Below are 25,234 nucleotides of genomic sequence, written 5' to 3' on the forward strand. Positions count from 1 at the left end.
GGTTGATAGCAATGTGCCGCGCTCCGAACCCTGGATTGCAGCCAACAGAGTATTGCTCATACAACCCTGTTCGTCGCCTTGCGGTTTCATCTGATCCGGTTTTTTTATTCAATCTGTACCATGTTCCGCAAAAAATCCCCGAAACCACCCCGCGCCCGGCTGTCCAGCCGGGCGCTGGTCAGCACTTGCGGCTGATGGCTCCAGGCGATATTCGCCCCGCTGAGCTCCAACTGGCGCACCAGTTGCACATCTTCATCGCAGGCCAAGGCTTCAAACCCGCCGGCGCGCTGATAAGCCTCGGCGCTGATGCCCAGATTGGCGCCGTGGATATGCCGGTGACCGTCCCGGGCCTGGTAATGCTGGTGATAGCGAATCTGCGCCGACTCATCGAACTCGGCGGTCCACTGATCCACCGTGACCGTGCCGCACACCGCGTCGGCGCCGAGGGCCAGTTGCGCCACCAGCCAGTCCTTGGCCACCAGGCTGTCGGCGTCGGAGCAGGAAATCCAGCGCGCCCCCTGTTCCAGTAGATACCGTGCGCCTGCGGCCCGGGCCTGACCGACATTGCGCGCCTCGATCGCCAGGCTGTGCACCGGGTATTGCTCGACGATCCAGGCGGAGCGGTCGGTGCAACTGTCGAGCACCACCAGCACGATCACCGGTTCACCCTCCAGCCGTTCATGGCACCCGGCACGCAGGGCGGCGCGGATGCAGCCTTCGAGCAGGTCTTCTTCGTTGTGTGCCGGGATCAGGATTCCAATCATCGCAAGCCCTCCAGCGCCGCCACGGAGCGGGGTTCTCGGCTCCAGAGTTCCAACAGGAAATCCGCTTCCTGATGCAAGAGCAGGCGCGGCAAGTGCAAATGTTCGTGGAGCAAGTCATGGACCTGGCGAGCATTCAGCGGACAGCCATCGATGGACGGGCGCCAGTGGCAGGCGAGCAGTTGGCCGTCAGCCGTCAGCGACTGTTCGGCCCGGGCGATCAGGCGAATCAGGTCGTCGGCATCCAGGTAATAGCCGATCTCGCTGATCACAATCAGGTCGAATTTCTCTTCAGGCCAATCGGCGGGCAAGCGGCTCTGGCGCACTTCGGCGTGATCGAACAGGCTCAAGCGCGTGCGGGCCAGTGCGACGGCGGCGGCCGCGGTATCGCAACACAGCAGGCGGTCGCAGCGGCTGGCCAGTTCCGCACTCAATTCACCATTGGCGCAGCCGGGTTCGAAGATTGAGCGGTAATGGGGCCGGGGCAGGGCGGCGAGGGTGATCGCGCGTTTGCGTTGTTCGTACCAGCGTTGGCGAAATGCCCAAGGGTCATCGTTCCCAGAGAACAATCCATCGAAATAGCGATCCTCTACGCTCATAGAAACACCACTTCGAACGGTTGCAGTAATCGGTCCAACACGTAGGGCGCGAGCACCGGCGGCAGGCCGATCTGCGGGTCGCCTTCCAATTGGCTGGCGAAGGCGTGGATGGCGTGGCGCTTGCGGGCGACCCGTTGCGGCTCAAGCAGAATCTTGCGTGCTCTGTGCCAAGGCACAAAGCTGTCTTCCGGGGTTGCCCAGTGCCAGGTCCAGACCGGTAATTCATGCAGGGTCGCACCGACCCGCTTCGCCGCCTCGGCGCTGGCGCGGCCCACGGCTTCGTGGTCGCAATGGCCGTCCTCGCGCCAGGTGGTGAATACCACATCGTCGGGCCGCAAATGCCGTTCGATGAACTCGCACAGCTCGGCTTCCTGCGCTGCCACTTGGCTGTCAGCAAAGCCACCACGCAACCATTTCAGGCTGTGCAGCGGCAGGCCGAGTCGGCGTAAGGCTTCGACGGATTCCTGCGGCCGCACGGCGCTCAAGCGCTCCACCGGCCAGCGCCGGGAACCGGGGTGACTGGCGCTGCCGTCAGTGACCGAGATCAGTTGCAGCGGTCTGCCAGCGTCGGCCAGCAGTTGCAGGAAGCCACCGCAACCGAGCACTTCGTCATCCGGGTGCGGGGCGATGACCACGGCGCGTGAGCCTTCAGGCACCAGGTCGAGAATGTCGATCACTGGCAATCGCGCGAGATGGTGCGAGGTTTGCCACAGGTGCAGCGGCGTGCCCTGGCCGACGATGGGGTTGGCTTTCATAGCGTCCAAGCCCCGCTGACAACCTCTTGGCCGAGTGCGGCGAGATCCCGTTCCGCGTGGCTTTGGCGCAGGAATACCGGCAGATCGGCCATCAACTGGGCGAACTGTCGATCCTTGCAATAGGGGCCGGCGCCGAGGGCATGGCCGACATGCAGAATGACGTGCTCGGCGCAGTGTTCAACCACCGCTCGGGCTCGCCGGGCCAGCAGTTGCGTGTTGTCCATGGGGTAGGCGTCGATGGTCAGGGCGCTGCCCCGCAACACTTCGGCCGCCGCATGCAAGGCACTGTCGACCGCGCCGAGATGCGCCAGGGCATGCGGTTCCGGGCGTTGCGCGCAGTGCCGGCGCAGGCGTTCGGCAATGCTCCGGGCTGCGCCGTACCAGCAGGCGGCGATACCGATCCCGCCTTGCCAGAAACCCGGCCGCTGCAAGTAGTCGCCGGGGTTGCCGATGGCTTGCGCTTCGGCACCTTCGAACAGCACTTCGACGCTGCCGGTGGCGCCCATACCCACCGCTTGCCAGCCATCAGCGGTCACGTTCACACCCGGTTGATCCAGCGCGACCGCGACCAATTGCTGGCGGTCTTGATCATCCCAGGCCGTCAGCAGTGCATGACTGATGACCGTGGCCCCCGAACACCAGGCCTTGCGCCCATTGAGCAGCACCATGTGCCCCGAAGGGCTGATCTGAACCTTGGCCTGCGGTGGTTCGGCGGCCCACATGCCCCAGGTGCTGGCGGGTGTCGGCGATCCTCCGAGTTGCTGGATGATCGCCAGCGCGTCGGTATGGCCCTCATACAATTTGCACAACCCGAGGTCATGACCGCCGACCTCGGCCAGTCGCTGAAACCGTTCAAGCGTCTGGCCGCTGCCGGGCAGTGGAAGCTGATCGAAACCGGCCTCCACCAACGCCCGCAGGCACTGGCCTAACGCCTGAGTGTCGGCGTAGTTCGTGGGTTGCTGTTGAAGAAACGCCTGAAGGTCCATTTCAATCGTCTTCCTCATGCTGCAATTCGAACAGCAGCAGCGAACGGCCGGTGACCGAATATTCGTGACCGAACTCGAAGCGCTCCTGACCGCGAATCGATGGCTGATTGGTGTCGATCATGCAGGTCCAGTGACCGCCATCCGGCACTTCCGGCAAGGTGAAATTGACGATGTCGTGGTGGGCGTTGACCACCAGCAGCAGCGTGGCATCGCCACCCTTGCGGCGGATCCCGGTTTCCTGGGCGCGGCCATCCAGCAGCATGCCCAGGCAACGGCCATGAGCTTCCTGCCATTGTTCGATGGACATCTCGCTGCCGTCCGGGGCCAGCCAGGTGACGTCCTTGACGCCGATGTCCTCGTTGTAATTACCCACCAGGAAGCGGCCACGACGCAGGATCGGATACGCCAGGCGCAACTTGATCAGACGTTTGACGAATTTGAGCAGGGCCTTGCCGTCATCGCTCAAGTCCCAATTGACCCAGCCGATCTCGCTGTCCTGACAATAGGCGTTGTTGTTGCCGTCCTGAGTGCGGGCGAATTCGTCGCCGGCCACCAACATTGGCGTGCCCTGGGACAGCAACAACGTGGCGAAGAAGTTGCGCATTTGCCGCTGGCGCAGTTCGTTGATCTCGGGGTCGTCGGTCGGGCCTTCGACGCCGTGGTTCCAGGACAGGTTGTTGTTGCTGCCGTCCTGATTGTTTTCGTCGTTGGCTTCGTTGTGTTTGTCGTTGTACGACACCAGGTCGTTGAGGGTGAACCCGTCGTGGGCGGTGATGAAGTTCACCGACGAGTACGGCCGCCGTCCGCGCTGGTTGAACATCTCGCCGGACGCGGTCATGCGGCTGGCAAAGTCGGCCAGTTGGCCGTCATCGCCTTTCCAGAAGGCGCGCACGGTGTCGCGGAATTTGTCGTTCCACTCGACCCAACCCGGTGGGAAACCACCGACCTGATAACCGCCGGGGCCGCAATCCCAAGGCTCGGCAATCATCTTCACCTGGCGCAAAACCGGGTCCTGACGGCAGGCAACGAGGAAGCTGTGACGTTCATCAAAACCGTCGTGATAGCGCCCGAGAATGGTTGCGAGGTCGAAACGGAAACCGTCCACGTGCATTTCCGTGGCCCAGTAACGCAGGGAGTCGGTGACCATTTGCAGCACGCACGGGTGACTCAGATCCAGGGTGTTGCCGGTGCCGGAATCGTTGATGTAGAAGCGCTTGTCATCGGGCATCAAGCGGTAGTACGAGGCGTTGTCGATGCCGCGCATCGACAGGGTCGGGCCTTGTTCGTTGCCCTCGGCGGTGTGGTTGTAAACCACGTCGAGGATCACTTCCAGGTTCGCTTCGTGCAGGTGCGCGACCATTTCCTTGAACTCGGCGATCTTGCCGCTGGCCAGGTAGCGCGGGTCCGGGGCGAAGAAGGCGATGCTGTTGTAGCCCCAGTAATTGGTCATGCCTTTGTGCAGCAGATGCTGGTCGTTGACGAAGGCGTGGATCGGCAGCAACTCCACGGTCGACACGCCGAGCTTGCGGATGTGTTCCAGCACGTCATCGACCATCAACCCGGCGAAGGTGCCACGCACGTTCTCGGGGACGGAGGGGTGGCGCATGCTGAAACCGCGCACGTGAGTCTCATAAATGATCGTTTTGTCCCACGGTACGCTGACCCGATGGTCGTGGCCCCAAGTGTGGGCCGGGTCGATGACTTTGCATTTCGGTACGAAGGGTGCGCTGTCGCGTTCGTCGAAACTGAGGTCGGCATCTTTATGGCCAATGGTGTAGCCGAACAGCGCTTCAGACCATTTCAACTGGCCGACCAATTGTTTGGCATAGGGGTCGATCAGCAATTTGTTGTGGTTGAAGCGATGGCCGTTGGCGGGGTCGTACGGACCGTAGACACGGTAGCCATAGATCAGCCCCGGATGGGCGTCAGGCAGGTAGCCGTGGTAGATCTCGTCGGTGTATTCCGGCAGCTCGATGCGCTCCAGTTCAACTTCGCCGGCATCGTCGAAGATGCACAGTTCGACCTTGGTGGCGTTGGCGGAAAATAGTGCGAAGTTGACCCCCAGGCCATCCCAGGTCGCGCCCAGCGGGAAGGGCAAACCTTCACGGATTCGCGAGGCCTCGGCTTGAGGTTCTGGCGCGGCTTTCTTTGGATTGGTCATAGGTGCTCCTGCAAATGGGGTACGGGTGTGTCGTGGTGCTTTCCTGTAGGAGCGAGGCTTGTCGGCGAAAGTGCCCTCAAGAATGCCTTCGCCGGCAAGCCTGGCTCCTACACAATCAAATATTGCGGGCGAACGCGCCCACGGTGGCGAGCGAACTCGCCACGAGATCAGTCAGCTCAAAAGCGTGAAACGTCAGACCGCCGGCGGTTTTTTCGCGGTGCGCGGTTTTTTCTCGGCGGCTTTTTCCCCCGGCGGGGTTACTTTTGCCGCAGCGGCCGGCTTGGCTTTGGCTTTCGTTGCCGCGGCTTTGCCATCCGGTTTTTCGTCCAGTTTGCCGTTAGCCTTGCTGGCAACCGGTTTGGCAGCGGCGGCTTTGCCGGCGGCAGCCTTCGATGATTTCTTCGGCGCCAGGGCTTCCGCTTCAGCCAGTTTGCGCGCCATCTCCCAATGGCGTTCTTCCTGGCCCTCGGGCTTGCCTTCGGACTCCCAGATTTGATAGGCAAATTCGCGAACGCGTTTATCTTCGGTACTCATCGCAATGCTCCTGAACTGAACTCAAGTGTGGATAGTTTGGATAAAGAGATTGACCGGGAAATCCCCCAGCGCGGCGCTGATGTTCAGCTCCCTGTGATTTGTGACTGCTGCGCTGGAAAAAAGTCCCTTCAGGTTTTCGTCCGGGGCGGCGAACGGTAATTTGACCCGCGTATCGCCCCACTGCAGCGCGTCCACCTGAGGCGTGGCACTGTTTTCCAGCAACCCGGCACAACGTATCGGCACGATCACGATGGCGCGTTTTCCTTCCAGCGAGCGCGTAAATGCCAGCACTCTATGCGCCTCGCCACCGACCACCTCAAGCGCCTCGTAAGTCCCTTGGCGGAATAACTCGGCATGCTCGGCCCGCCAGTTAAGCGTGCGGGCGATCAGCCGTTGCTTAATGCGCCCGTCACGCCAGTTCGCCAACAGCTCGGGCGCATCCAGCGGCGCTTGCAGTGACTGCTGACGGTTGGCGTAATCCACCGGCCGGCGGTTGTCCGGATCGACCAGGGTAAAGTCCCAGTAGTCGTTGCCCTGATAGAGGTCCGGTACCCCCGGCACGGTCATGCGCAGCAAGGTTTGCGCCAAACCATTCAGCGCGCCGGGAGCGGCAATCGCCTGCGCCGCTTCACCGAGGGCCGAACGCAACGGATGACCTTCGGTGCTCAGCAACAACCGATTGAGAAAGGCCTCGGTGGCCTGCTCATAAGCGTCGTTCGGCGCGCTCCAACTGCTTTGCAATTTGGCTTCGCGCAGGGCTTTTTGCTGCCACTGCCAGAGGCGTTTGGCATAGTCCGCCAGCGCCGGTTGATCGTCGCTGCGCAACGTCAGCGGCCAACTGCCGAGAATCGCTTGATAGAGAATCAACTCGTCACCCGCCGATGGCGCGCTGTCGTCGCTGCGCAGTTCGCGCGCCAGGTCTCGCCAGTGTTCGACCTGCTCGGCGTACCAGCCGCTGCGTTCACTCAGCACCGCGAGCCGGGCGCGAGTGTCTTCGCCGCGCTTGTGGTCGTGGGTGGCGGTGGCCAGCAGATTGTTCGGGAAGGTGTCGAGGCGATTGCGGCACACGGCATGGAAGTCGCTGACCGGCGCACTGAACTGCTCGGTGCTGAAGCCCACGTCATTGCGCGACAGCAACACCGCTGAGCGATAGAACGCGGTGTCTTCGACAGCTTTGGCTGCGGCCGGCGAGGTCAGTTGTTGAAAGCGCACGCAGGCATGTTTGAGGATCTTGCGCTGGCGGCCCACCGAGCGTTTGCGCCAAGGCTCGCCGCCGAGCCAGCCGGCCAGGCAATCGAGCACCGGCCAGTCGGCCTCGCTCAAGGTCAGCCGCGCACCGTCCATGGCTTGCTGGAAAAACACGTCATCTTCAGCCGAGCGGCCACGGGGGCTGATGTAGGTGCGGTACACCGGGAAATGCACGATCAACTCCTGCAACGCCCGGCGAATCGCACCAAGGGTCAGGTCGCGGGTCATCAGGTCATCCCGGGCCACTTGCAGCAGCGCCTGGGCAACGCTTTCGAAATCCCCGGCCAGCGAGCCGTTGAGGATCTGCTGGCGCGCCAGTCGCGCTTCCTGGATGAACTCGGCTGGCCGTTCGCTGTGACGGCTCCACAATTCGCCCAAGGTCTCGGCGCCGGCCGGATCGTGTTGCAGCAACGACAACTGGTTCATGAATTCGTAACCGGTGGTGCCATCCACCGACCAGTCGCGGTGCAGCGTTTCCCCTTCGCCGAGGATCTTCTCGACGTAGATCGGCAAGTGCCGCTGCGGCGACAGGCTATCGACCCGACGCCGCAGTTTGCGGCAGTAACCCCGTGGGTCGGCGAGGCCGTCGATGTGGTCGATGCGCAAGCCATCCACTAAACCCTCGGCAATCAGCTCAAAGATTTTTGCGTGGGTCGCTTCGAACACTGCCGGGCGTTCAACCCGCAGACCGCCGAGTTCGTTGACATCGAAAAAGCGCCGCCAGTTGATATCGTCTGCCGCCGTGCGCCAACTGGCCAGGCGATAACTCTGGCGCTCCAGCAAGTTGTGCAGGTTTTGAAAGCCTTCTGTCGTCAACGAGTCATATGTGCTGATGTGCTGTTGGATGGCGTGCAGGATGGCCGGCTCGCCCGCCAACTCGCGCAGTTCCTCTTGCAAAGGAATCGCCAGGCTATGGGCATCGGTCTGGTAGCTCAGGGCGGCAAAACGGTCGCTGAGAAATTTCAGTTGCTCGGTCTGTTCGGCATTCAGGTGCTCGTCAGGCTTGAGCAGTTCGCCGTACCAGGTCGGACAGATCGGAAAGTGATGGTCGTAGTGCTCGACGTAAAACGCGCCGTGCGCGGCATCAAAACGCAGGGGCAGGGTTCCGTCCTGCAACGCCACGCCGTAGTCGCTGCCCAGGAACGGCAGCAGCAATTGGCCTTCCATCAATGGATCGGGGGAGTGCCACTGGATGTCGAAAAATTCGCCGTAAGGACTCAGGCGCCCCCATTCCAGCAAGTCCAGCCACCAGGGGTTATCGCCACCGCCGACCGCCATGTGATTGGAAACGATGTCGAGGATCAGGCCCATGCGCTGCTGACGCAAGGCATCGACCAAACGCCGCAACGCCGCTTCACCGCCGAGTTCCGGGTTGACCGTGGTCGGGTCCACTACGTCGTAGCCGTGCATGGACCCGGCCCGGGCGCTGAGCAACGGCGAGGCATAGACATGGCTGATGCCCAGGCGGGCGAAATACGGCACCAGCGGCACCGCATCGTCGAGGGTGAAACCTTTATGGAATTGCAGCCGCAGGGTCGCCCGCAGCGGTTGGATAAGCGCCTGGTTCATTGGTCACGCTCGGCCGCCTGAAGTCGCGCGCAGGCGAGCAGTTCCAGGCGTCGAGCGGCGTCCGGGCCATCGAGCAAGGCCTCGCTGTCACCGGGCAGGCGCCGCGACCAGTTGGGGTGCGTGTCGGTGGTGCCGGGCAGGTTGGCTTGCTGTTCGATGCCCAGGGCATCTTCCAGCGGCAGCAACACCAGCGGCGCACGGGTGTGACCGAGGAAACGGACAGCCGCGTCGAGCACCTGATCGGCCTCGTGAGACTCTTCACGAAAATTTTGCGGGTCCTCGCTCAAGGCCCGGCGCAAGCCTTCGCGTTCGCGTTCGCGGTGCTGGCGCCACTCGATCTCACCGTTGGCATCGATCAGACCGAGCCTGGAGTTCCAATCGATATCGTGGCCATGCCACCAGCCATTAATCGTTGGCAGATCATGGGTGCTGGTGGTCGCCAGGGCGTTGTCCGGCCAGTCGAGGATCGGCTTGAAGTGAGCGTTGTCCTGTTCAAACAACAGCACGCGCATACCGAGGATCGAGCGGGCGATGAGTTTTTCCCGCAGGCCGTCGGCCACTGTCCCCAGGTCTTCACCGAGGACAATCGCCTGATGCCGATGGGATTCGAGGGCCAGCAGACGCAGCATGTCGTCCACCGGGTAATACAGATAAGCGCCGTCGGCGGGCGGTGCATCGTTGGGGATCACCCACAATCGTTGCAAGCCCATCACATGGTCAATCCGCAGGCCACCGGCGTGGGCGAAATTGGCCCGCAGCATTTCAATAAATGCACGGTAACCGTTACGCACCAGGCCTTCCGGGGAAAAGGCAGAAATCCCCCAGCCCTGGCCGGATCGGTTGAGGATGTCCGGCGGTGCGCCAACGGTCAGCGACGCGAGCAGTTCGTCCTGACGACTCCAGGCCTGGCTGCCACCACCGTCGGCGCCGACCGCCAGATCGGCCACCAGCCCAATGCCCATGCCGGCGCTGATCGCCGCGGTTTGCGCGCGGGCCAGGCAACGGTCGATCAGCCATTGGCAGAAGGCGAAGAAGCCGATGCGTCCGGCGTTTTCTTCGGCAAAGTCGGCGAGGGCCGCGCTGCGCGGGTCGCGCCAGTGTTCAGGCCAGTGGCGCCAGTCCAGATCTTCACCGCGAGCGGCGCGGGCTTCCTGGATGGCTTCGAACCGGCAGTGGTTTTCCAGGGCTTCGCCGCCAGCATGACGGAAACTGCTGAAGTCTTCGTGCAAGGGATGTTCACCCTGGATAAAGCCTTCGTAGAGCGCCTGCAACAACCGATGCTTCACTTCGGCGGCGACCGGCCAGTCAATCAGCGGCAGGGCTTCCAGTTGCTGCAGTTGTTCGGCCAGCCCAGTGACGTCAATCGCATCACGCAAGGCGCGCTCGCCAAGGATCGCCCCCGGCGCGGCGTAGAGGCTGTTGAGGAACAAACGGCTGGACGGTGAATAGGGGCTGTAGCGATGGGTGTCGCTGCTGAACATCGCGTGCATCGGGCTGATCGCCAGCGCTTCGGCACCGCGTTCACCGGCGACCCGAGCGAGGTCTTCCAGGGCCTGGGTATCGCCGAAGCCTCCGTCACCGGGGCGACGCAGCGAATACAGCTGCACGCTCAAGCCCCACGTGCGCGGGATCGGGCTGTCGACCGCATCGCCGACGCTGTAGCAGCGCTCGGGCGCCACGGCCAGGGTAAAGGATTGTCCGTCGATGCTGACGTGTTGATAGCCCACCGGGATCAAGCCGGGCAGGACCGCTTCGGCATCGAGTTTCAAGTGCAGGCGCGAGCCGTCTTCGAGGTGCACCTCACACGGGGTTTCAGGCTCGAAATAGCGTGCCAGGTCGAGGCCCTTGCCCACGTCCGCGGTGATCAGCGGCGGCAGGTGCCGGGTCTGTTGCACTTGCTGCAATTGCAGCAGGCTGGCGTCGATTTCCTGAGTCGTGCTGGCCGGGTGGCCGAGCCCGATCAGCACCGCGCGCAGCACCGCCGACGCGACTTTCTGTGGGCGGCCGTTGGCGTCGATCCAGTCGACTGCCAGGCCAGCACGGCTGGCCAGTATTTCCAGTTGCGCATCGCTCATAGGCGCTCTCCATCAGGTAGCAAAGGGTTTGCAGCCGTGAGGCTGACGAGCACGCAAAAAGGGGCGAGGCTGCTCTGGTTCAACAGGCCGGACGCGGGAGGGTGTTCGAACAACAGCGAAGCATCGGCCTGTGGAGGGTGGACCACGGGCGCCGCGCTGAGGTTCAGGTCAATGCGCAGCAGACTGCCGTTGCCCAACCGCCAGCGCGCCGACACCGCGCCTTCGGCCAGCACTTCGGCTCCCAGCGCCTGGGCACCGGGCAGGTGAGGAATGATGTGCTCATGTCGCAGTTGCAACAGTTGCTGATAAAGGTCGTGCATGGCTTGCTGCGCCGGGTTGCCAGCGTGTTTGGGCTGTGAGGCCTCGAAGGTTTGCGGCGCATTCGGGTCGGGAATCTGCTCGCGTTTGTGCGGGTCCTGGAAGGCACTGAAGGCCGCGAACTCGCTGCGCCGACCTTCACGCACCAACTCCGCCAGTTCGCCGTGGTGGCTGGTGAAAAACAGGAAGGGTTGCTCGGCAGCAAACTCGTCACCCATGAACATCAGCGGAATCATCGGCGACAACAGCAGCAACGCGGTGGCGGCTTTCAGCGCGTCGGTCGGGGCCAGTTGATGCAGGCGTTCGCCAAAGGCGCGATTGCCGATCTGGTCATGGTTTTGCAGGAACAGCACAAAGGCACTCGGCGGCAGGTGGCCGCTGGGTTCGCCCCGTGACTCACCGTGGCGATTGATGTGGCCCTGAAACACGAAGCCTTCGCTCAAGCAGCGCGCCAGTTGCTCCGTGGGGTTTTGTGCATAGTCGGCGTAATAGGCGTCGGTTTCGCCGGTCAACAGAACGTGCAGGGCGTTATGGCCGTCGTCGTTCCATTGCGCATCGAAACCTTGTTCCAGCAGGCTGGCCTGGTTGTGTTCGTTTTCCAGGTTCAGCCACACATGCCGGCCGGGCGCGGTCTGGCGGCGCACCCGTTGCGCCAGCTCCTGGAGGAAGTCCGGGTCTTCGATGGCGTGTACCGCATCCAGGCGCAAGCCGTCGAAGCGGTATTCCTGCAGCCACATCAGCGCGTTTTCGATGAAGAAGTCCCGCACCTCGCGCCGCCGGAAATCGATGGCTGCGCCCCACGGCGTGTGTTTGTCTTCGCGAAAGAAGCCCTTGGCATAGCGATGCAAATAATTGCCGTCGGGGCCGAAGTGGTTGTAGACCACGTCGAGAATCACCGCCAGGCCATGGCCGTGGGCGGTGTCGATCAGGTGTTTGAGTTGTTCGGGGGAGCCGTAGGAGGCTTGGGGCGCGTAGGGCAGGACTCCGTCGTAGCCCCAATTGCGCGCGCCGGGAAATTGCGCCAGCGGCATCAGTTCGATGGCGGTGATGCCCAGTTCAACGAGACGCGCCAGGTGTTGCTCGACTGCACTGAAACCGCCAAGGGTGCCGACGTGCAGTTCGTAGATCACCGCTTCATTCCACGGCCGACCTTGCCAGTCGTTGTGTTGCCAGTGGTAGGCGAGGGGATCGATCACCACACTGTGGCGGTCGAGGTCCCCGGCCTGGGCGCGAGAGGCCGGGTCGGGCACCTCCAGCTCGCCATCGATGTTGTAGCGGTAACGCGTGCCGGCCGGGCAGCGGGTCTTGATCATAAACCAGCCATCGGCCTGGGGCAGTAGTGGCAAGGATTGTCCATCATCCAGTTCGACACTGACGTCAAACGCATCTGGCGCCCACAAGGCAAAACGCGTGTGTTCTGCGTCCAGCATGATTGCGCCGTGGGGCCAGGTCTCAAGGGTCCGTAACGGCATCGTTGAAAACCTCTTGGTTATTTTATTTGTGGCCCGATTTACCCAAGGCTTTCGCCACCAGTTGTTCGTAGAGTTCGGCGTAGGGTTCGACTGCCTTGCACCAGTTGAACGGCGCGGCCATGGCGCGGCAACGCATGGCGTTGAGCAAATCGGGGAAGGCGAACACCTTGAACGCACGGCCCACGGCTTCGCGGTAACTCTCGACGGTGGATTCGTCGAACAGGAAACCGGTCACGCCGTTTTCAATGGTGTCGGCCAGCCCACCCGTGTTGCGCGCCACCGGCAACGAGCCGAAACGCTGGGCGTACATTTGGCTCAAACCGCACGGTTCATAACGCGAAGGCATCAGCAGGAAGTCACTGCCGGCGAACATGCGACGGGCGTCGGTTTCATTGAAACCGATGCGCACGCCCACCTGGCCGGGGAAGCGCAGCGCCAATTCGCGCATGGCTTGTTCTTCTTCCGGTTCGCCACGGCCGATGATTGCGATCTGGCCACCGTTTTCGACGATGAAATCAGCCACGGCTTCCGTCAGGTCCAGGCCTTTCTGGTAGACCAGTCGCGACACGACGGCGAACAGCGGACCTTCGGAATCGTCCAGGCCAAACAGCTCGCGGACATGGGCCGCGTTGACCGCTTTACCGTCCCAGTCGCCGATGGTGAACGGGCAGAACAAGTGCGGATCGGTGGCCGCGTCCCAGCTCTCATCAATGCCGTTGGGAATCCCGCTGAGCAGGCCTTGCTGGGTCTTGGCGGCAAGAAAACCGTCGAGGCCGCAGCCGAAGGCTGGCGTAGTGATTTCCTGAGCGTAAGTGGCGCTGACCGTGGTGATGTGGCTCGAATAAGCCATACCGGCCTTGAGGAACGACATCTTGCCGTAGAACTCCATGCCTTCCTGTTGCAGTGCGTGCATCGGGATACCCAGTTCCGGGCAAGAGCCCAGACTGGTGACGCCTTGGTAGGCGAGGTTATGGATGGTGAACAGGGTCGGGGTGCGCTGCCCACGCCAGTGCATATAAGCAGGGGCCAGGCCGGCGGGCCAGTCATGGGCGTGCACCAGGTCCGGGCACCAGTGGATTTGCGCAAGGTTGGCGGCGATATCCGCAGCGGCCAGGCCGAGGCGGGCGAAACGAATGTGGTTGTCTGGCCAGTCGCGGCCGTTGTTGGCGCCGTAGGGCGAACCTTCGCGCTCGTAGAGTTCGGGGCAGATCAACACGTAAATGACCAGGCCGTCGGCCATGTCCATGCGCCCGATCTTGCAAGGTGGAAGCGCGGCATGACCGCCGAGTTCGCCGATAATGTGGATCGGATTTTCACTGTTAAGCACTTGCGGATAACCGGGGATCAGCACGCGAACGTCGTGCAGGTGAGCCATGGCTCGTGGCAGCGCCGCCGAAACGTCGCCCAAACCGCCGGTCTTCACCAGGTCGGCGATTTCCGAAGTGACGAACAGGACTTTTTTCTTGTTGGGGTTCTGACTGGCAACCGGTGCCAGTGTCTTGGGTACGCTGATTACCTTGCTGCTCGGGGCATTCACGGCGCTCGATTCGCCGACCTGCTGATGAGCACGTTCTCCCTGAATATCTAAAGCCGCACTGATCATATGAATCTCCCGTGTTGTTGATCTAATTCTAGGTCTGGCACAAACGGTGTTCGTGGCCAAATCCTGTGGCCGGGCGCAAACGCGCTACGCATCGAGGAGCAATGGCTGCCCAATACGCTAATGCACAAAGGGTGAGGCGGCTCATACAAGGGCTACTGCAAGGATTGCACCAGTCGGAACGCACCTGTCTAAGAGAGGACTCTTCACGCCAGGTAAAAGTTTCGACTATTTTCCCGCTTTGTGACCGACCGGTTTCAACCCGCGAAAATGAGTCTAGGCCAGAACTTAGAGCGGCACGGAGCAAATGGCAAAATTGTTCGACAATCGGTTTAAAGAGGTACGGACGTACTGATTTGGAGGGTAAACGCACCGACGAAGGGCATGTTTATTTTTGTTGGCGGGCCAAAATGTCACGGAGGAGTCATAAGGTTGTGCGTGGGGGAATCGGGTTTTGCACTATTGCGGTGCGCAGGATATATGGGGTAACGGCTAAAAGATCGCAGCCTTCGGCAGCTCCTACAGGGGAATGCGTGCTCTGTAGGCGCTGCCGAAGGCTGCGATCTTTTGATCTTTGCTTCAATTCAACAAACGAACCGGCGTTCCCGCCGCCCAACCCTGAATGTCCTCGATCATCTGCGAAAAGAACATCTGGTAATTCTGCCGGCTGACATACCCGACATGGGGCGTGGCCAGTACATTCTCCAGCGTGCGGAACGGATGATGCGCAGGCAACGGCTCCTGCTCAAACACATCCAGCGCCGCACCCGCCAGCCGATTTTTCTGCAACGCCTTGATCAGCGCCGCTTCATCGACAATCGGCCCGCGAGCGGTGTTCACCAGCAGCGCCGAAGGTTTCATCCAGTCCAGTGCCTGGGCATCAACCATCCCTCGGCTACGGTCGCTGAGCACCAGGTGTACCGACAGCACATCGGCCTGTTCGAACAGCTCCTGTTTGCTGACATAGGTCACGCCGACTGCTGCGGCCCGTTCGGCGGTGAGGTTTTCGCTCCAGGCGATCACCCGCATGCCGAACACCTGGCCGAACTGCGCCACGCGCTGGCCGATGCTGCCCAAGCCGAGAATCGCCAGGGTCTTGCCATGCAGGTCTCCACCCAAACCTTGCTGCCAAAGGCCTGCACGCAACGCGTTGGCTTCGGCGACGAGATTGCGGGTAGCGGCCATGATCAGCGCCCAGGTCAGTTCCGGTGCGGCGTGTTTGTAGCTGTCGGTGCCGCAGACCTGAATCCCCAGCGTCGCTGCGGTTTTGAGGTCCAGGGCGGCGTTGCGCATGCCGCCGGTGACCAGCAGTTTCAGTTTGGGTAAACGCCGCAGCAGGTCTTCGTCGAACCGCGTGCGCTCGCGCATCACGCAAATCACCTCGAACTCGCCCAGGCGTTCGGCCAAAGCGTCGTTATCGGCCGGGTAATCATGGATAAAACTGACTTCGCCAATGCTGTCGAGCACCGACCAGTCCACCACGCCGCTGGCCACGTCCTGCCAGTCATCGATCACCGCAATCTGCACTGCCATCAGCCTCACCTCATCCGCGAACAGGGTTGTATTTGCTTAGCCAGCCCAGCAGGGCCTGGTGGAATTTCGCCGGTTCTTCCATCTGTGGCGCGTGGCCCAGGCCTGGGAATTCGATCAGCGTCGACTGGGGAATGAGCTGGGCCACCTGCTTGCCGAGCACTTCATAGTGACCAATCTTCGCCTTGACCGCCGGTGGCGCGATGTCCTTGCCGATGGCGGTGGTGTCAGAGGTGCCGATCAGCAACAGCGTCGGCACCTTCAAGTCCTTGAACTCGTAGTACACCGGTTGGGTGAAGATCATGTCGTAGATCAGCGCCGAGTTCCATGCCACCTGGGTCTTGCCCGGACCTTTGCTCAGGCCGGCGAGCATGTCGACCCAACGGTCGAACTCAGGCTTCCAGTGCCCGGCGTAATAGGTGCTGCGTTCGTATTCGCGGATGCCGTCGGCGCTGACTTTCAACTCCCGTTCATACCATTGATCGACGGTGCGATACGGCACGCCGAGGGCTTTCCAGTCTTCCAGGCCGATGGGGTTGACCAGCGCCAGTTGCTCGACTTGTTCCGGGTATTGCAGCGCATATCGGGTGGCGAGCATGCCGCCGGTAGAGTGCCCGAGCAGGGTGGCTTTCTGGATGCCCAGCGCCTTGAGCAACTGTTGGGTGTTGGTGGCCAGTTGCTGGAACGTGTATTGGTAATTGTCCGGTTTGCTGGAAGTGCAAAAGCCGATCTGGTCCGGGGCGATCACCCGGTAACCGGCCTCGCTCAAGGCCTTGATCGAACTGTCCCAGGTGGCGCCGCAGAAGTTCTTGCCGTGCAGCAGCACCACGCTGCGTCCGTTGGCCTTGCCATGGGCGGCGACGTCCATGTAACCCATCTGCAGGGATTTGCCTTGGGATTGAAAGGCAAAGTGCTTGACCGTGTAGGGGTAGTCGAAACCTTGCAGTTCCGGGCCGTACGCCGGACCTTCGGCATGGGCCAGGACGGGCAGTGCGGCGGTCAGCAGCAGGCTGGGCAGCCAGCGGGAAGGGGACATAGGTTTACTCCATGGAAATGCGGCGATGCTGGATGGGCATGATTAGGGCGACATTAAACACAGGCAATGAGCGACCCTGATCGTTCAACCCATCCAGCCCAGCGTTGCCAGGGCCAGTACGGCATACCGGGCGCCCTTGGCAAAGGTCACGATCAACAGGAATCGACCCAGCGGCTCGCGCATGACGCCCGCCACCAGGGTCAGCGGATCACCGATCACCGGCACCCAACTGAGCAGCAACGACCAATGACCATAGCGCTGATAATGTTTGCGGGCTGTTTCAAGATGCCGAGGGCTGACCGGAAACCAGCGCCGCTCGCGAAAGCGCTCGATGCCCCGGCCCAGCCACCAGTTCAGCAGTGAGCCAAGGACATTGCCCAGGGTCGCGACCGCCAGCAGCGACCAAAGCCAATACTGGTCGCTGAGTAACAGCCCTACCAGCAGGGCTTCGGACTGCAATGGCAATAGCGTCGCGGCGCCGAATGCCGCCAAAAACAGCCCGAGGTAGGCACCGGACATCAATGGGCGGGGTAGTCCGCCACCACCGTGTCAGCCCCGTCTTTTTTCAGGCCAATGATTTGATAGGCGTCGCTCATGCCGTCCATTTCCATGCCGGGCGAGCCCATGGGCATGCCGGGAGCGGCAACCCCCAGCAGATCGGCACGCTTGCTCAGCGCCAGCACTTGCTCGGCCGGCACATGACCCTCGACGAACTTGCCGTTGATCAGCGCTGTGTGACAAGACGCCAGGCGTGGCGGCACGCCGTGCTGTTGTTTGAAGGTGCTCATATCGGCTTCGACGTGATCCTCGACCTTGAAGCCGTTGGCCTCCAGGTGGCTGATCCATTTTTTGCAGCAGCCGCAATTGGCGTCGCGGTGGACTTCGATGGGGATCAGGTCGGCGGCCTGGGCCAGGGAGGAAATAAACAGGGCGCTCAGGGCGACTAGACGCAGGTGGGTTCGCATGGGGGGATCTCGACTCGGGTGGCGGTCAAAAAAGAGGCATTTTGACTACTTTAGCCAATGAAGAGGAGTGAGAGTGTTTCGAAGTAATACATACCAGCACGCGGTAGCTGCCGAACAGCTCGTAGCAGCTGCCGAGGCACGAGGCTGCGTTCGGCTGCGGAGCAGTCGTCAAACCTGAGCATGCGGTCTTCCTGAAACACCGCATCGCCTGATTTCACGACTGCTTCGCAGCCGAACGCAGCCTCGTGCCTCGGCAGCTGCTACGAAAGAATGCAGCCTCGTGCCTCGGCAGCTGCTACGAAAGAATGCAGCCTCGTGCCTCGGCAGCTGCTACGGGAGGACGCAGCAGCTGCATGTCCAGGATGATCAGCGAACCTTGAACCGGCCCATGATCGAACTCACCCGGCTATTGGCTTCCAGTAACTGCTGAGTATTGAGCTCACTTGCGTGACCGCTTTTCACCAACTCATCCACCATGTGCCGGATCTGCACCATGCTGCGGTTGATCTCTTCGGTTACCGCGCTTTGCTGTTCGGCGGCGGTGGCGATCTGGGTGCTGAGGCTGTTGATGTGGCTGACGGAGCCGGCCATTTCATCCAGGCCAGAGTTCACCCGAGCCGTCGCGTCTGCAGCGGACTGGCAACTGGCCTGGGTGTTTTCCATGGCCGCCACCGAGGAGCTCACGCCCTGGGTCAGGCGTTTGAGCATTTCGTTGATTTCCGACGTGCTGGCCTGGGTCCGGGCGGCGAGGGCGCGGACTTCATCGGCCACCACCGCAAAGCCACGACCCTGTTCACCGGCGCGCGCCGCTTCAATCGCCGCGTTCAGCGCCAACAGGTTGGTTTGCCCGGCAATCGCGCCGATCACCCCGAGAATCTCGGTAATCCGTTGCGCGTCCTGCTGCATGTTTTCAACTTTATGGGTGGCGCTCGCCACTTCTTCAATCAACGCCACCACACTGCTGGACGCTTCACCCACCACCACCCGCGAGCGATCGGCGTGTTCGCTGGCGCGTTGGGTGAACGAAGCGGTTTCGGCGGCGTTCTGCGCGACGCTGTCGGCGGTGGAGCTCATTTCGGTGATGGCGGTGACGGTCTGATCGGTTTCCGAGGCGTGACGCACCAGGATCTGACTGGTGTGCGCCGAGGTCCGTTGCAGGTTGTCCAGGCTCGACGCCATGGCCCCGGTGGCCTGGGTCACTTCGCCGATCATGTTCTGCAAGTAGATGATGAAGGCGTTGACCGAATGGCCGATGGCCCCCAGTTCGTCCTCGGCGCGGATGGTAATGCGCTTGGTCAGGTCGGCGTCGCCGGCCGACAGCGCGTCGATGTTGGCCTTGAGGATTTTCATGCGATGGATCAGTTGGCGAATCGCGTAGATCTGCAGCAACACCAACAGGATCACCATCGGAATCTGCAACAGGCTCAAGGTGTTCAGCACATCGTCACGCTGGGCGGTGATCAGCTTGGTCGGCAGGGCGGTGGCGAGGAACCACGGCGTGCCTTCGATCGGGCGCATGAAGAAGGTGCTGGCTTCGCCATTGTTGTCGAATTCGACCCGCTGCGCCTTATCACGGTTTTGCAGACCAGCCTTGACCTGGCTGGCGAACGGCGAGTTGCCGGCCAGCTCACTGATGTTCTTTAGAACGACCGGCCCGCTGATGCGCGAACTGTTGCTGATGATTTTGCCGTCGGCTTCGACGATCAGCATCTCGGCGCCGAGGTCTTTTTCCTTGCGCGCGATCAGGTCATTGAAGAAGCCCAGGGTTACATCGATGGTCGACACGCCGTAGGCCACGCCATTTTTCTGAATGGCCATGGCGCAGTTGGTGCGCGGCTCGGCACTGGCGTCATCTTTATAGGCCGCGGCCCAGGCGCACTGGCCGCGCGGGGTTGCCATGCCGCCCTTGTACCAGGTCTGGTCGTAATAGTTGGGCGCGGCGTCGCTGTTCCAGAACGTATTGACCGCCAGTTTGCCGGAGCTGTCGCGGTGCCAGAAGGTGCTGAACTTGTTGCGCCCCGCTTCACGCTGGCCGGGCAATGGCCAGATACCGCCACCAAACACTTTCAGCTCGCCGTACTGGTCCACCAGACCGGGCAACACCGTATCGATGGCGGCGCTGTCGAGCAGGGGAATGGTCTGGGTGATGCTGCGTTGCTGGGCCTGGACCTTGTTCAGTTCGCCCTGGATCTGCTCGGCGACTTCGGCGATGCGGTTAAGGGCCACCTGTTCTTCGGTGTGGCGCAGTTTCGGCGCGACCAACTGGCTGATGCCCACCACCGTGAGCACCGATAGCAGCAGGATGAACAGGACCAGAAACAGCGTGTAGCGAGCCTGAATGGTACGGAATGCGGGCATGGGACCGGTCCTTGTGCTGCGTTCTTATTGTTGGAATTCGGGATTGGAAATTGGGGGTGTCGAAGACTTATCGGCCCGCTTGGGGGGAGCTTTAGGTACGCGCGTACAAGAAACGCATTTAAGGGACGGGCGGGCCGGGAGAGGTGAGTGTCGCCGCCGATACAAGCAGACTGATCAGCGGAATATGACAATCGATGAATCGCCTATACCAAGATTAAAAATTCCCTGTAGACCAATGAAAACGGGCACTTGGAGATTTGTATCGAAAATGTACGAGATTTGTAAAAAGTTGAAATATTTGTAGGTGGGCCGTCGTTTCGCGCCGATACTTCCCCGCATTCATCTCGCTTAAACAAGGATTTTTTATGTTCCCGTCGCAAGGACATCCGAACGTCGTCGCGCTGGCAGGAGTACGGTCATGACTATCGGTGTGGTCGGTAGCTGGACTGCCAAATCGGGCCTGCTGGTACGCCAGGGTTCGCCCAATGCCAAACCGGTGTCGCAGAGTGCCAAGGTGCGGGAAATCCTGACCATGGTCGGCACCAACCCGACATTGCTGGACCGCACGAAGATGGATGCCGAGCAACTGTTCAAGCAGGTCAAGGGCTTTGATCCGACGAACATCTCGGCCAAGCAACTGGGCAACATGAGCACCTTCCTCAAGCAGAAGGGCATCATCGGTGATGTGACCGCGCTGACATTGCTCAACGCTGGCGACAAGTTCGACAAGTTCGGTGTGCCGAATGACCCCGATGCGAAGTTCAATGCGCTGGAGTACTTTGCCACTCAACTGGACTCCATCCAGAACAACAACCTCAAGGGCAACAAGTACGCCAACTACCTGGTCCCTGAGTTCAAGAAAGCGATCTACGTCTTGCAGAACCTCAAGACCTACGGCGAAGGTAACGGCACGACGGTCAAGAAGAAGGAAGTCTGAAGTGGGCTTCTGACCCGATTGACTCGGGTCAGAAGACGCTCGATCAACGATCGAGCAACTGCATCACCGCTTCCGGGTAACGCAAGCCGGCGGTGGCATCGGCGGGGAAAATCGCTTCCAGCGCCTGCAACTCACTGCTGCTCAGCTTCACCTCCAGCGCCGCAACATTTTCCTCCAGGTATTTACGCTGCTTGGTCCCGGGAATCGGGATCAGGTAATCGCCTTGCGCCAGGACCCAGGCCAACGCCAGTTGTCCGGCCGTCACGCCCTTATCGGCGGCGAGTGCTTGCACTTGCTGCACCAGCAGCAGGTTTTTTGCGAAATTCTCCCCTTGAAAACGCGGGCTGAAGCGGCGGTAGTCATCCGCGGCAAAGTCATCCGGGCTTTTTAGCGCGCCCGTCAAAAAACCACGACCGAGCGGACTGTAGGGGACAAACGCGATACCGAGTCGCTGGCACGCGGCCAGGCAACCGTTGTCTTCCTGATCGCGGCTCCATAACGAGTATTCACTTTGCAAAGCGCTGATCGGATGAACCTTGTGCGCCCGTTCAAGTGTGGCGACCGAGGCTTCGCTCAAGCCCAGGTATCGCACCTTGCCAGCCTGTACCAGTTCGGCCATGGCGCCGATGGTTTCCTCGATGGCCACTTGCGGGTCGATCCGGTGCTGGTAGTACAAGTCCAGGGTGTCGACGCCAAGGCGTTTAAGCGTGCCGTCGATTGACTGGCGGATGTATTCCGGGCGGCCATCGACACCCCGCGCGCCGGGGTTGGCCGGGTCGCGCACGATGCCGAACTTGCTGGCCAGGAACACCTGATCGCGCTTGCCGACGATGGCTTTACCGATCAGTTCTTCATTGGTGTGCGGGCCGTACATATCAGCGGTGTCGAGCAGGTTGATCCCCAGTTCCAGCGCCCGGTGCAGCGTGGCGGTGGCTTCGCGGGTATCGGTGCCGGTGGTGTAGAAATCGGTCATGCCCATGCAGCCCAAACCGATGGCGCTCACTTGTGGTCCGTTCTTGCCCAATTGACGTGTTTGCATGAGATCAGCTCCCTGAAAATGTGAGCCGCCATTGTTAACCTCGACAGAAAGCAGATAAACCGGCTAAAACCGCTATCACTATTCGTTATTTCTAAATAATCAGCAGGTACGGCAGAACCATGGACCGTCTCAACGCCATGCGCGTGTTTACCCGGATCGTCGAAACGGGCGGCTTTGCCAAGGCGGCGGACAGCCTGCAAATGCCCCGTGCCTCGGTGACGATTCTGATCAAGCAACTGGAGGCCCACCTCGGGGTGCAACTGTTGCAGCGAACCACCCGGCAAATCAGCCTGACCCTGGATGGCGCGGCGTATTACCCGCGTTGTGTGCGCCTGCTGGCGGATCTTGAGGAAACCGAAGCGGTGTTTTCTGCGGCCCGGCACAACCCCAAAGGCTTGCTACGGGTGGACATGCCGGCGGGGATCGGGCGTTTGATCGTGATTCCGGCCTTGCCGCAGTTCACCGCCAGGTACCCGCTGATCGAGCTGGAAATCAGTTTGAACGACCGCACCGTGGACCTGATTCGTGAAGGCGTGGACTGCGTGCTGCGTGGCGGCTCAGCGCTTGATGACTCTCTGGTGGCGCGGCCGCTGGTCATGCTGGATCAGGTGACCTGCGCCAGCCCCGACTACTTGCAGCGTCACGGCGTGCCTCAATGCCCATCGGATCTGCACGGCCATCGGATGGTGGAGTATTTCTCCGCCACTACCGGTACGCGCTTCGGGCTTGAGTTTGTGGTGGAGGGGCAGGTGCAGCAGGTGAATTTGCCCAGGCAGGTTTCGGTCAACAGCGCCGATGGTTATATGGCCGCGTGTGAGGCCGGGTACGGGTTGGTTCAGGCCCCGTACTACCACGTGGCACGGCAGTTGAACGAGGGGCGGCTGTGCGAGGTGCTCAGGGATGCGCCGCCACCGGGAATGCCGTTGACGGCGCTGTACCCGCCACACCGCCAGTTATCCCGGCGGGTGCGGGTGTTTGTCGACTGGCTGGTTGAGCTTTGCGCGCAACCGGGCAAGCATTTTTACCGAAGCGAATCAGGCGGCTGAACGATTGGCTTCGGTGTGTGTGGCGAGTTGCAGCGTGTCGTGCAGCTGTTGCATGTGCGGGCAGTGCAGGTCCAGGCTGCGCGCCCCGGCGCCGCGATGAAACAGGGCGAACCATCGATCCTGATCAAGTGCAGGGATCAGCCCGGTGAAGACGAATCCCTTGGTGCTCAAACGCTGGAGATCCTCGGCAAAACACGCTGACAGTGCCAGCCTGAGCGAAATCAGCCAATTCACGGGCAGTTGAATCAGCTGTTCGAGCAGGCGTTTGTTCAGGCGTTCGATGACGACATCAACCCTGTGGTGATGCTGTTTCAACTGCAGGGGCAATGAAGGGGAGACCGACACGCACTGGCCACTGCCGAACACTGAACCCAAGTGCTGCATGAACGCCCGGCAGCTGTCCGGCCACGTAATGTCGGGTAGCGGGCAGGTGCGCCCACTGCGCAGATGGACACCGACCACGATGCTTTCCGCGAAGGTTTGAGCGAAAGGAGAGGGCACGTAGTCCGGCAGCAACCCAGTGCAATGGAAACCCAGCGTGTGCGCCATGCGCTGGGTGTATGGATGATGGGTGACTTGTTTGATCAAGATGCACCGCCCTGCAACCGCACGGGGGTGTTCCAGTAATTCACGGCCCAGACGAGTCGCGATGCTCTGGCCGCGAGTCGCCGGGTGCACGACGCTGAGGGCCAGTTCGGCGCTCTCGGTCGGGAGTTTGTCCCGGCATAGCGCTGCGTGCCCGAGGACCTGCGAACCCTCCACCGCAAGCATGGATTGCCAGCGACCGTCGTTGTTGTGCTGGGTGATCAACTTCGGCAGATACACATCCGGCGTCACGTAATGATCACCGTACACCTGCCGAAAAAGCCCGCTGACAGCTGCAGCATCGGAGGCCCTGAAGGGGCGGAAAATCAACTGACTCATGGCCCGGCCTCCGGCGCGGGCGTGTACACCCGCAAGTCCAGGACACGCAGTTGTTTACCCGAGCGTGGGTGCAGCGCGAGATCGGTGACGGCACAGGGCCTGACCTGGAAATCCAGCAGACCGTCCTGGTTCAGGTTGCCAATGGCGGGGTAGTGAGCCACGAGTGCCTGGCGCAGCACCTGGCTCAGCGGTTCGATGGTTTGGGTGCCCGCCACGGGGACCCAAAGCACGCTCAACAGGTCTTTGTGTCCGGACTGTTCGATGCGCAATTGCCACTGCTCACTCTGGGTCAGGCGCTGGACGATGTCCTGTATTTCGTCGGTCAACAGCGACATCACTCCCACGCGCACTCGCTGACTGTGGACGCTGCGCCCCCTGAGGGCGAATTTGCGCCTGGGCGTATCAATGGGCTCAAGCCAGCAAGCGCGATCACCCACCGGGTAGCGCAACAGCGGCATTAACCGGCGACTCAGATTGGTCACCATCAACAGGCCCACACGGTTGCACTCATCAATGATGTCGCCGCTGAGTTCGTCGATGATCTCCAGCACCGTGTGATGTTCGAACACCCGATGTTCGCCCAGCGCACAGTCACGGTCGCAGCCCCCAATCAACCCGGCGTCAACGCTGGCATAACCGATGGAGGCCACGCGGGCATTGGGGAACACTTGGGCGAAGATCGCCAGTTGGCCGGCAAACACGCTTTCACCGCCGTAAAGCAGGGTGTTAACGCCGCTCAACACCCGTCCGTGTTCTATCAGGTACGCCGCATACTTGAGCAACTGTGCCGGTACGCCGGACAGCACATTGATCCTGTGGTCGCCAATCGCCGACGTCAGCCCCTGAAAATCGACGTTGCCGGTAAAGGGAAACTCACTGATTGAAACCCTGACATGAGCCAGTGAATCGTGGATAAACAGAAAGCTGGCGCAAAGGTCCCCGGCAAAAAACAGATTGGCGACCCGGTCGCCATTGTTCAATTGCGATGAGAGGCTTTCACCGAAAGCAGTGACCAGGGCGCGCCATTCATCGTGGGTGTAAACCGCCAATTTGCCCTGGCTGGTAGTTCCCCCGGTTTTAAACAACAGCGCATCGTCGACCGTAGCCGTCAGGACCGGCCACTGTTTCAAGTCATGGCTGCCCGCCCAATAGTTAATCCCGTCGATCAAGGGAATATCGTTTAACGTGAATCCCTGTAACGGTAAATGTTTGAGGTGATTGTTATAAAAGCGCGAGTGTTCGCGTATGTATTGCACCAGTTGTTCAAGCGTAAAAAGTTCGTTCATTGGAATTCCTTTTCCAGGCGTTTATTCAAACGGCT

General features: G+C 61.2%; 20 protein-coding genes. 2 read left to right on the forward strand and 18 right to left on the reverse strand.

Annotation, left to right across the window (positions count from 1 at the left end; genetic code table 11):
- Positions 1-104: 104 nt before the first annotated feature.
- The 15 genes from ACA071_RS14495 to ACA071_RS14565 all read right to left on the reverse strand — a co-directional run bounded on the left by ACA071_RS14495 (position 105) and on the right by ACA071_RS14565 (position 19,967).
- Positions 105-764, reverse strand: a complete 660-nt coding sequence (locus tag ACA071_RS14495; protein ID WP_497644970.1) for a glycosyltransferase family 2 protein — start codon at positions 762-764, stop codon at positions 105-107.
- Positions 761-1,360 (reverse strand): SAM-dependent methyltransferase, encoded by a 600-nt coding sequence (locus tag ACA071_RS14500; RefSeq protein ID WP_497644971.1) that lies wholly within the window; start codon positions 1,358-1,360, stop codon positions 761-763. Before ACA071_RS14500 ends, ACA071_RS14495 begins: the two co-directional genes overlap by 4 nt.
- Positions 1,357-2,115, reverse strand: a complete 759-nt coding sequence (locus ACA071_RS14505) for a PIG-L deacetylase family protein (RefSeq protein WP_497644972.1) — start codon at positions 2,113-2,115, stop codon at positions 1,357-1,359. The genes ACA071_RS14500 and ACA071_RS14505 overlap by 4 nt, the downstream gene beginning before the upstream one ends.
- Entirely contained in the window at positions 2,112-3,101 is a 990-nt protein-coding gene (locus ACA071_RS14510) for an acyl-CoA dehydrogenase family protein (protein ID WP_497645309.1), read from the reverse strand. Before ACA071_RS14510 ends, ACA071_RS14505 begins: the two co-directional genes overlap by 4 nt.
- A 1-nt stretch (position 3,102) precedes the next feature.
- Positions 3,103-5,262: a glycogen debranching protein GlgX gene (gene glgX, locus ACA071_RS14515; RefSeq protein WP_497644973.1), complete on the reverse strand. Its 2,160-nt coding sequence runs from the start codon at positions 5,260-5,262 to the stop codon at positions 3,103-3,105.
- A 192-nt stretch (positions 5,263-5,454) separates the two neighbouring features.
- Positions 5,455-5,796, reverse strand: a complete 342-nt coding sequence (locus tag ACA071_RS14520) for a DUF2934 domain-containing protein (protein ID WP_497644974.1) — start codon at positions 5,794-5,796, stop codon at positions 5,455-5,457.
- 21 nt (positions 5,797-5,817) lie between these two features.
- Positions 5,818-8,613, reverse strand: coding sequence for a malto-oligosyltrehalose synthase (locus ACA071_RS14525; RefSeq protein WP_497644975.1), 2,796 nt, complete (start codon positions 8,611-8,613; stop codon positions 5,818-5,820).
- Complete coding sequence (gene malQ, locus ACA071_RS14530) at positions 8,610-10,688, reverse strand: 4-alpha-glucanotransferase (protein ID WP_497644976.1); 2,079 nt, start codon at positions 10,686-10,688, stop codon at positions 8,610-8,612. Before malQ ends, ACA071_RS14525 begins: the two co-directional genes overlap by 4 nt.
- Positions 10,685-12,478 (reverse strand): malto-oligosyltrehalose trehalohydrolase, encoded by a 1,794-nt coding sequence (gene treZ / locus ACA071_RS14535; RefSeq protein WP_497644977.1) that lies wholly within the window; start codon positions 12,476-12,478, stop codon positions 10,685-10,687. Before treZ ends, malQ begins: the two co-directional genes overlap by 4 nt.
- 22 nt (positions 12,479-12,500) lie before the next feature.
- The gene (glgA, locus tag ACA071_RS14540; RefSeq protein WP_497644978.1) at positions 12,501-14,081 is read right to left on the reverse strand and encodes a glycogen synthase GlgA; all 1,581 of its coding nucleotides are present in this window, start codon (positions 14,079-14,081) and stop codon (positions 12,501-12,503) included.
- A gap of 576 nt (positions 14,082-14,657) precedes the next feature.
- Positions 14,658-15,611 carry a D-2-hydroxyacid dehydrogenase family protein gene (locus ACA071_RS14545; protein ID WP_497644979.1) on the reverse strand — a complete coding sequence of 318 codons (954 nt, stop codon included), beginning with the start codon at positions 15,609-15,611 and terminating at the stop codon, positions 14,658-14,660.
- A 10-nt stretch (positions 15,612-15,621) separates the two neighbouring features.
- Positions 15,622-16,644: an alpha/beta fold hydrolase gene (locus ACA071_RS14550; RefSeq protein WP_497644980.1), complete on the reverse strand. Its 1,023-nt coding sequence runs from the start codon at positions 16,642-16,644 to the stop codon at positions 15,622-15,624.
- 84 nt (positions 16,645-16,728) lie between these two features.
- The gene (locus tag ACA071_RS14555) at positions 16,729-17,163 is read right to left on the reverse strand and encodes a YqaA family protein (RefSeq protein WP_497644981.1); all 435 of its coding nucleotides are present in this window, start codon (positions 17,161-17,163) and stop codon (positions 16,729-16,731) included.
- Complete coding sequence (locus ACA071_RS14560) at positions 17,163-17,609, reverse strand: DUF411 domain-containing protein (RefSeq protein WP_497644982.1); 447 nt, start codon at positions 17,607-17,609, stop codon at positions 17,163-17,165. Before ACA071_RS14560 ends, ACA071_RS14555 begins: the two co-directional genes overlap by 1 nt.
- Positions 17,610-17,975: 366 nt before the next feature.
- On the reverse strand, positions 17,976-19,967 hold the full coding sequence (locus ACA071_RS14565; protein WP_497644983.1) for a methyl-accepting chemotaxis protein: 1,992 nt from the start codon (positions 19,965-19,967) through the stop codon (positions 17,976-17,978).
- Positions 19,968-20,385: 418 nt separating this feature from the next.
- On the opposite strand from ACA071_RS14565, the gene ACA071_RS14570 reads away from it, so the two are divergent.
- On the forward strand, positions 20,386-20,904 hold the full coding sequence (locus ACA071_RS14570; RefSeq protein ID WP_497644984.1) for a hypothetical protein: 519 nt from the start codon (positions 20,386-20,388) through the stop codon (positions 20,902-20,904).
- Positions 20,905-20,947: 43 nt separating this feature from the next.
- Here the strand turns inward: ACA071_RS14570 and ACA071_RS14575 are convergent, their stop codons facing one another.
- A complete protein-coding gene (locus ACA071_RS14575; RefSeq protein WP_497644985.1) occupies positions 20,948-21,943 on the reverse strand; it encodes an aldo/keto reductase in 996 nt (331 codons plus the stop codon).
- Positions 21,944-22,062: 119 nt separating this feature from the next.
- Between ACA071_RS14575 and ACA071_RS14580 the strand changes: the two genes are divergently transcribed.
- Positions 22,063-22,989, forward strand: coding sequence for a LysR family transcriptional regulator (locus ACA071_RS14580; protein ID WP_497644986.1), 927 nt, complete (start codon positions 22,063-22,065; stop codon positions 22,987-22,989).
- Here ACA071_RS14580 and ACA071_RS14585 read toward each other — a convergent pair.
- Together ACA071_RS14585 and ACA071_RS14590 are read right to left on the reverse strand one after the other, a co-directional pair.
- Positions 22,978-23,913, reverse strand: a complete 936-nt coding sequence (locus ACA071_RS14585) for a GNAT family N-acetyltransferase (RefSeq protein WP_497644987.1) — start codon at positions 23,911-23,913, stop codon at positions 22,978-22,980. The two genes, ACA071_RS14580 and ACA071_RS14585, sit on opposite strands and share 12 nt — an antisense overlap.
- Positions 23,910-25,199 (reverse strand): phenylacetate--CoA ligase family protein, encoded by a 1,290-nt coding sequence (locus ACA071_RS14590; RefSeq protein WP_497644988.1) that lies wholly within the window; start codon positions 25,197-25,199, stop codon positions 23,910-23,912. The genes ACA071_RS14585 and ACA071_RS14590 overlap by 4 nt, the downstream gene beginning before the upstream one ends.
- Positions 25,200-25,234 lie beyond the last annotated feature (35 nt).

The organism is Pseudomonas sp. LBUM1646 (genome assembly GCF_059716165.1).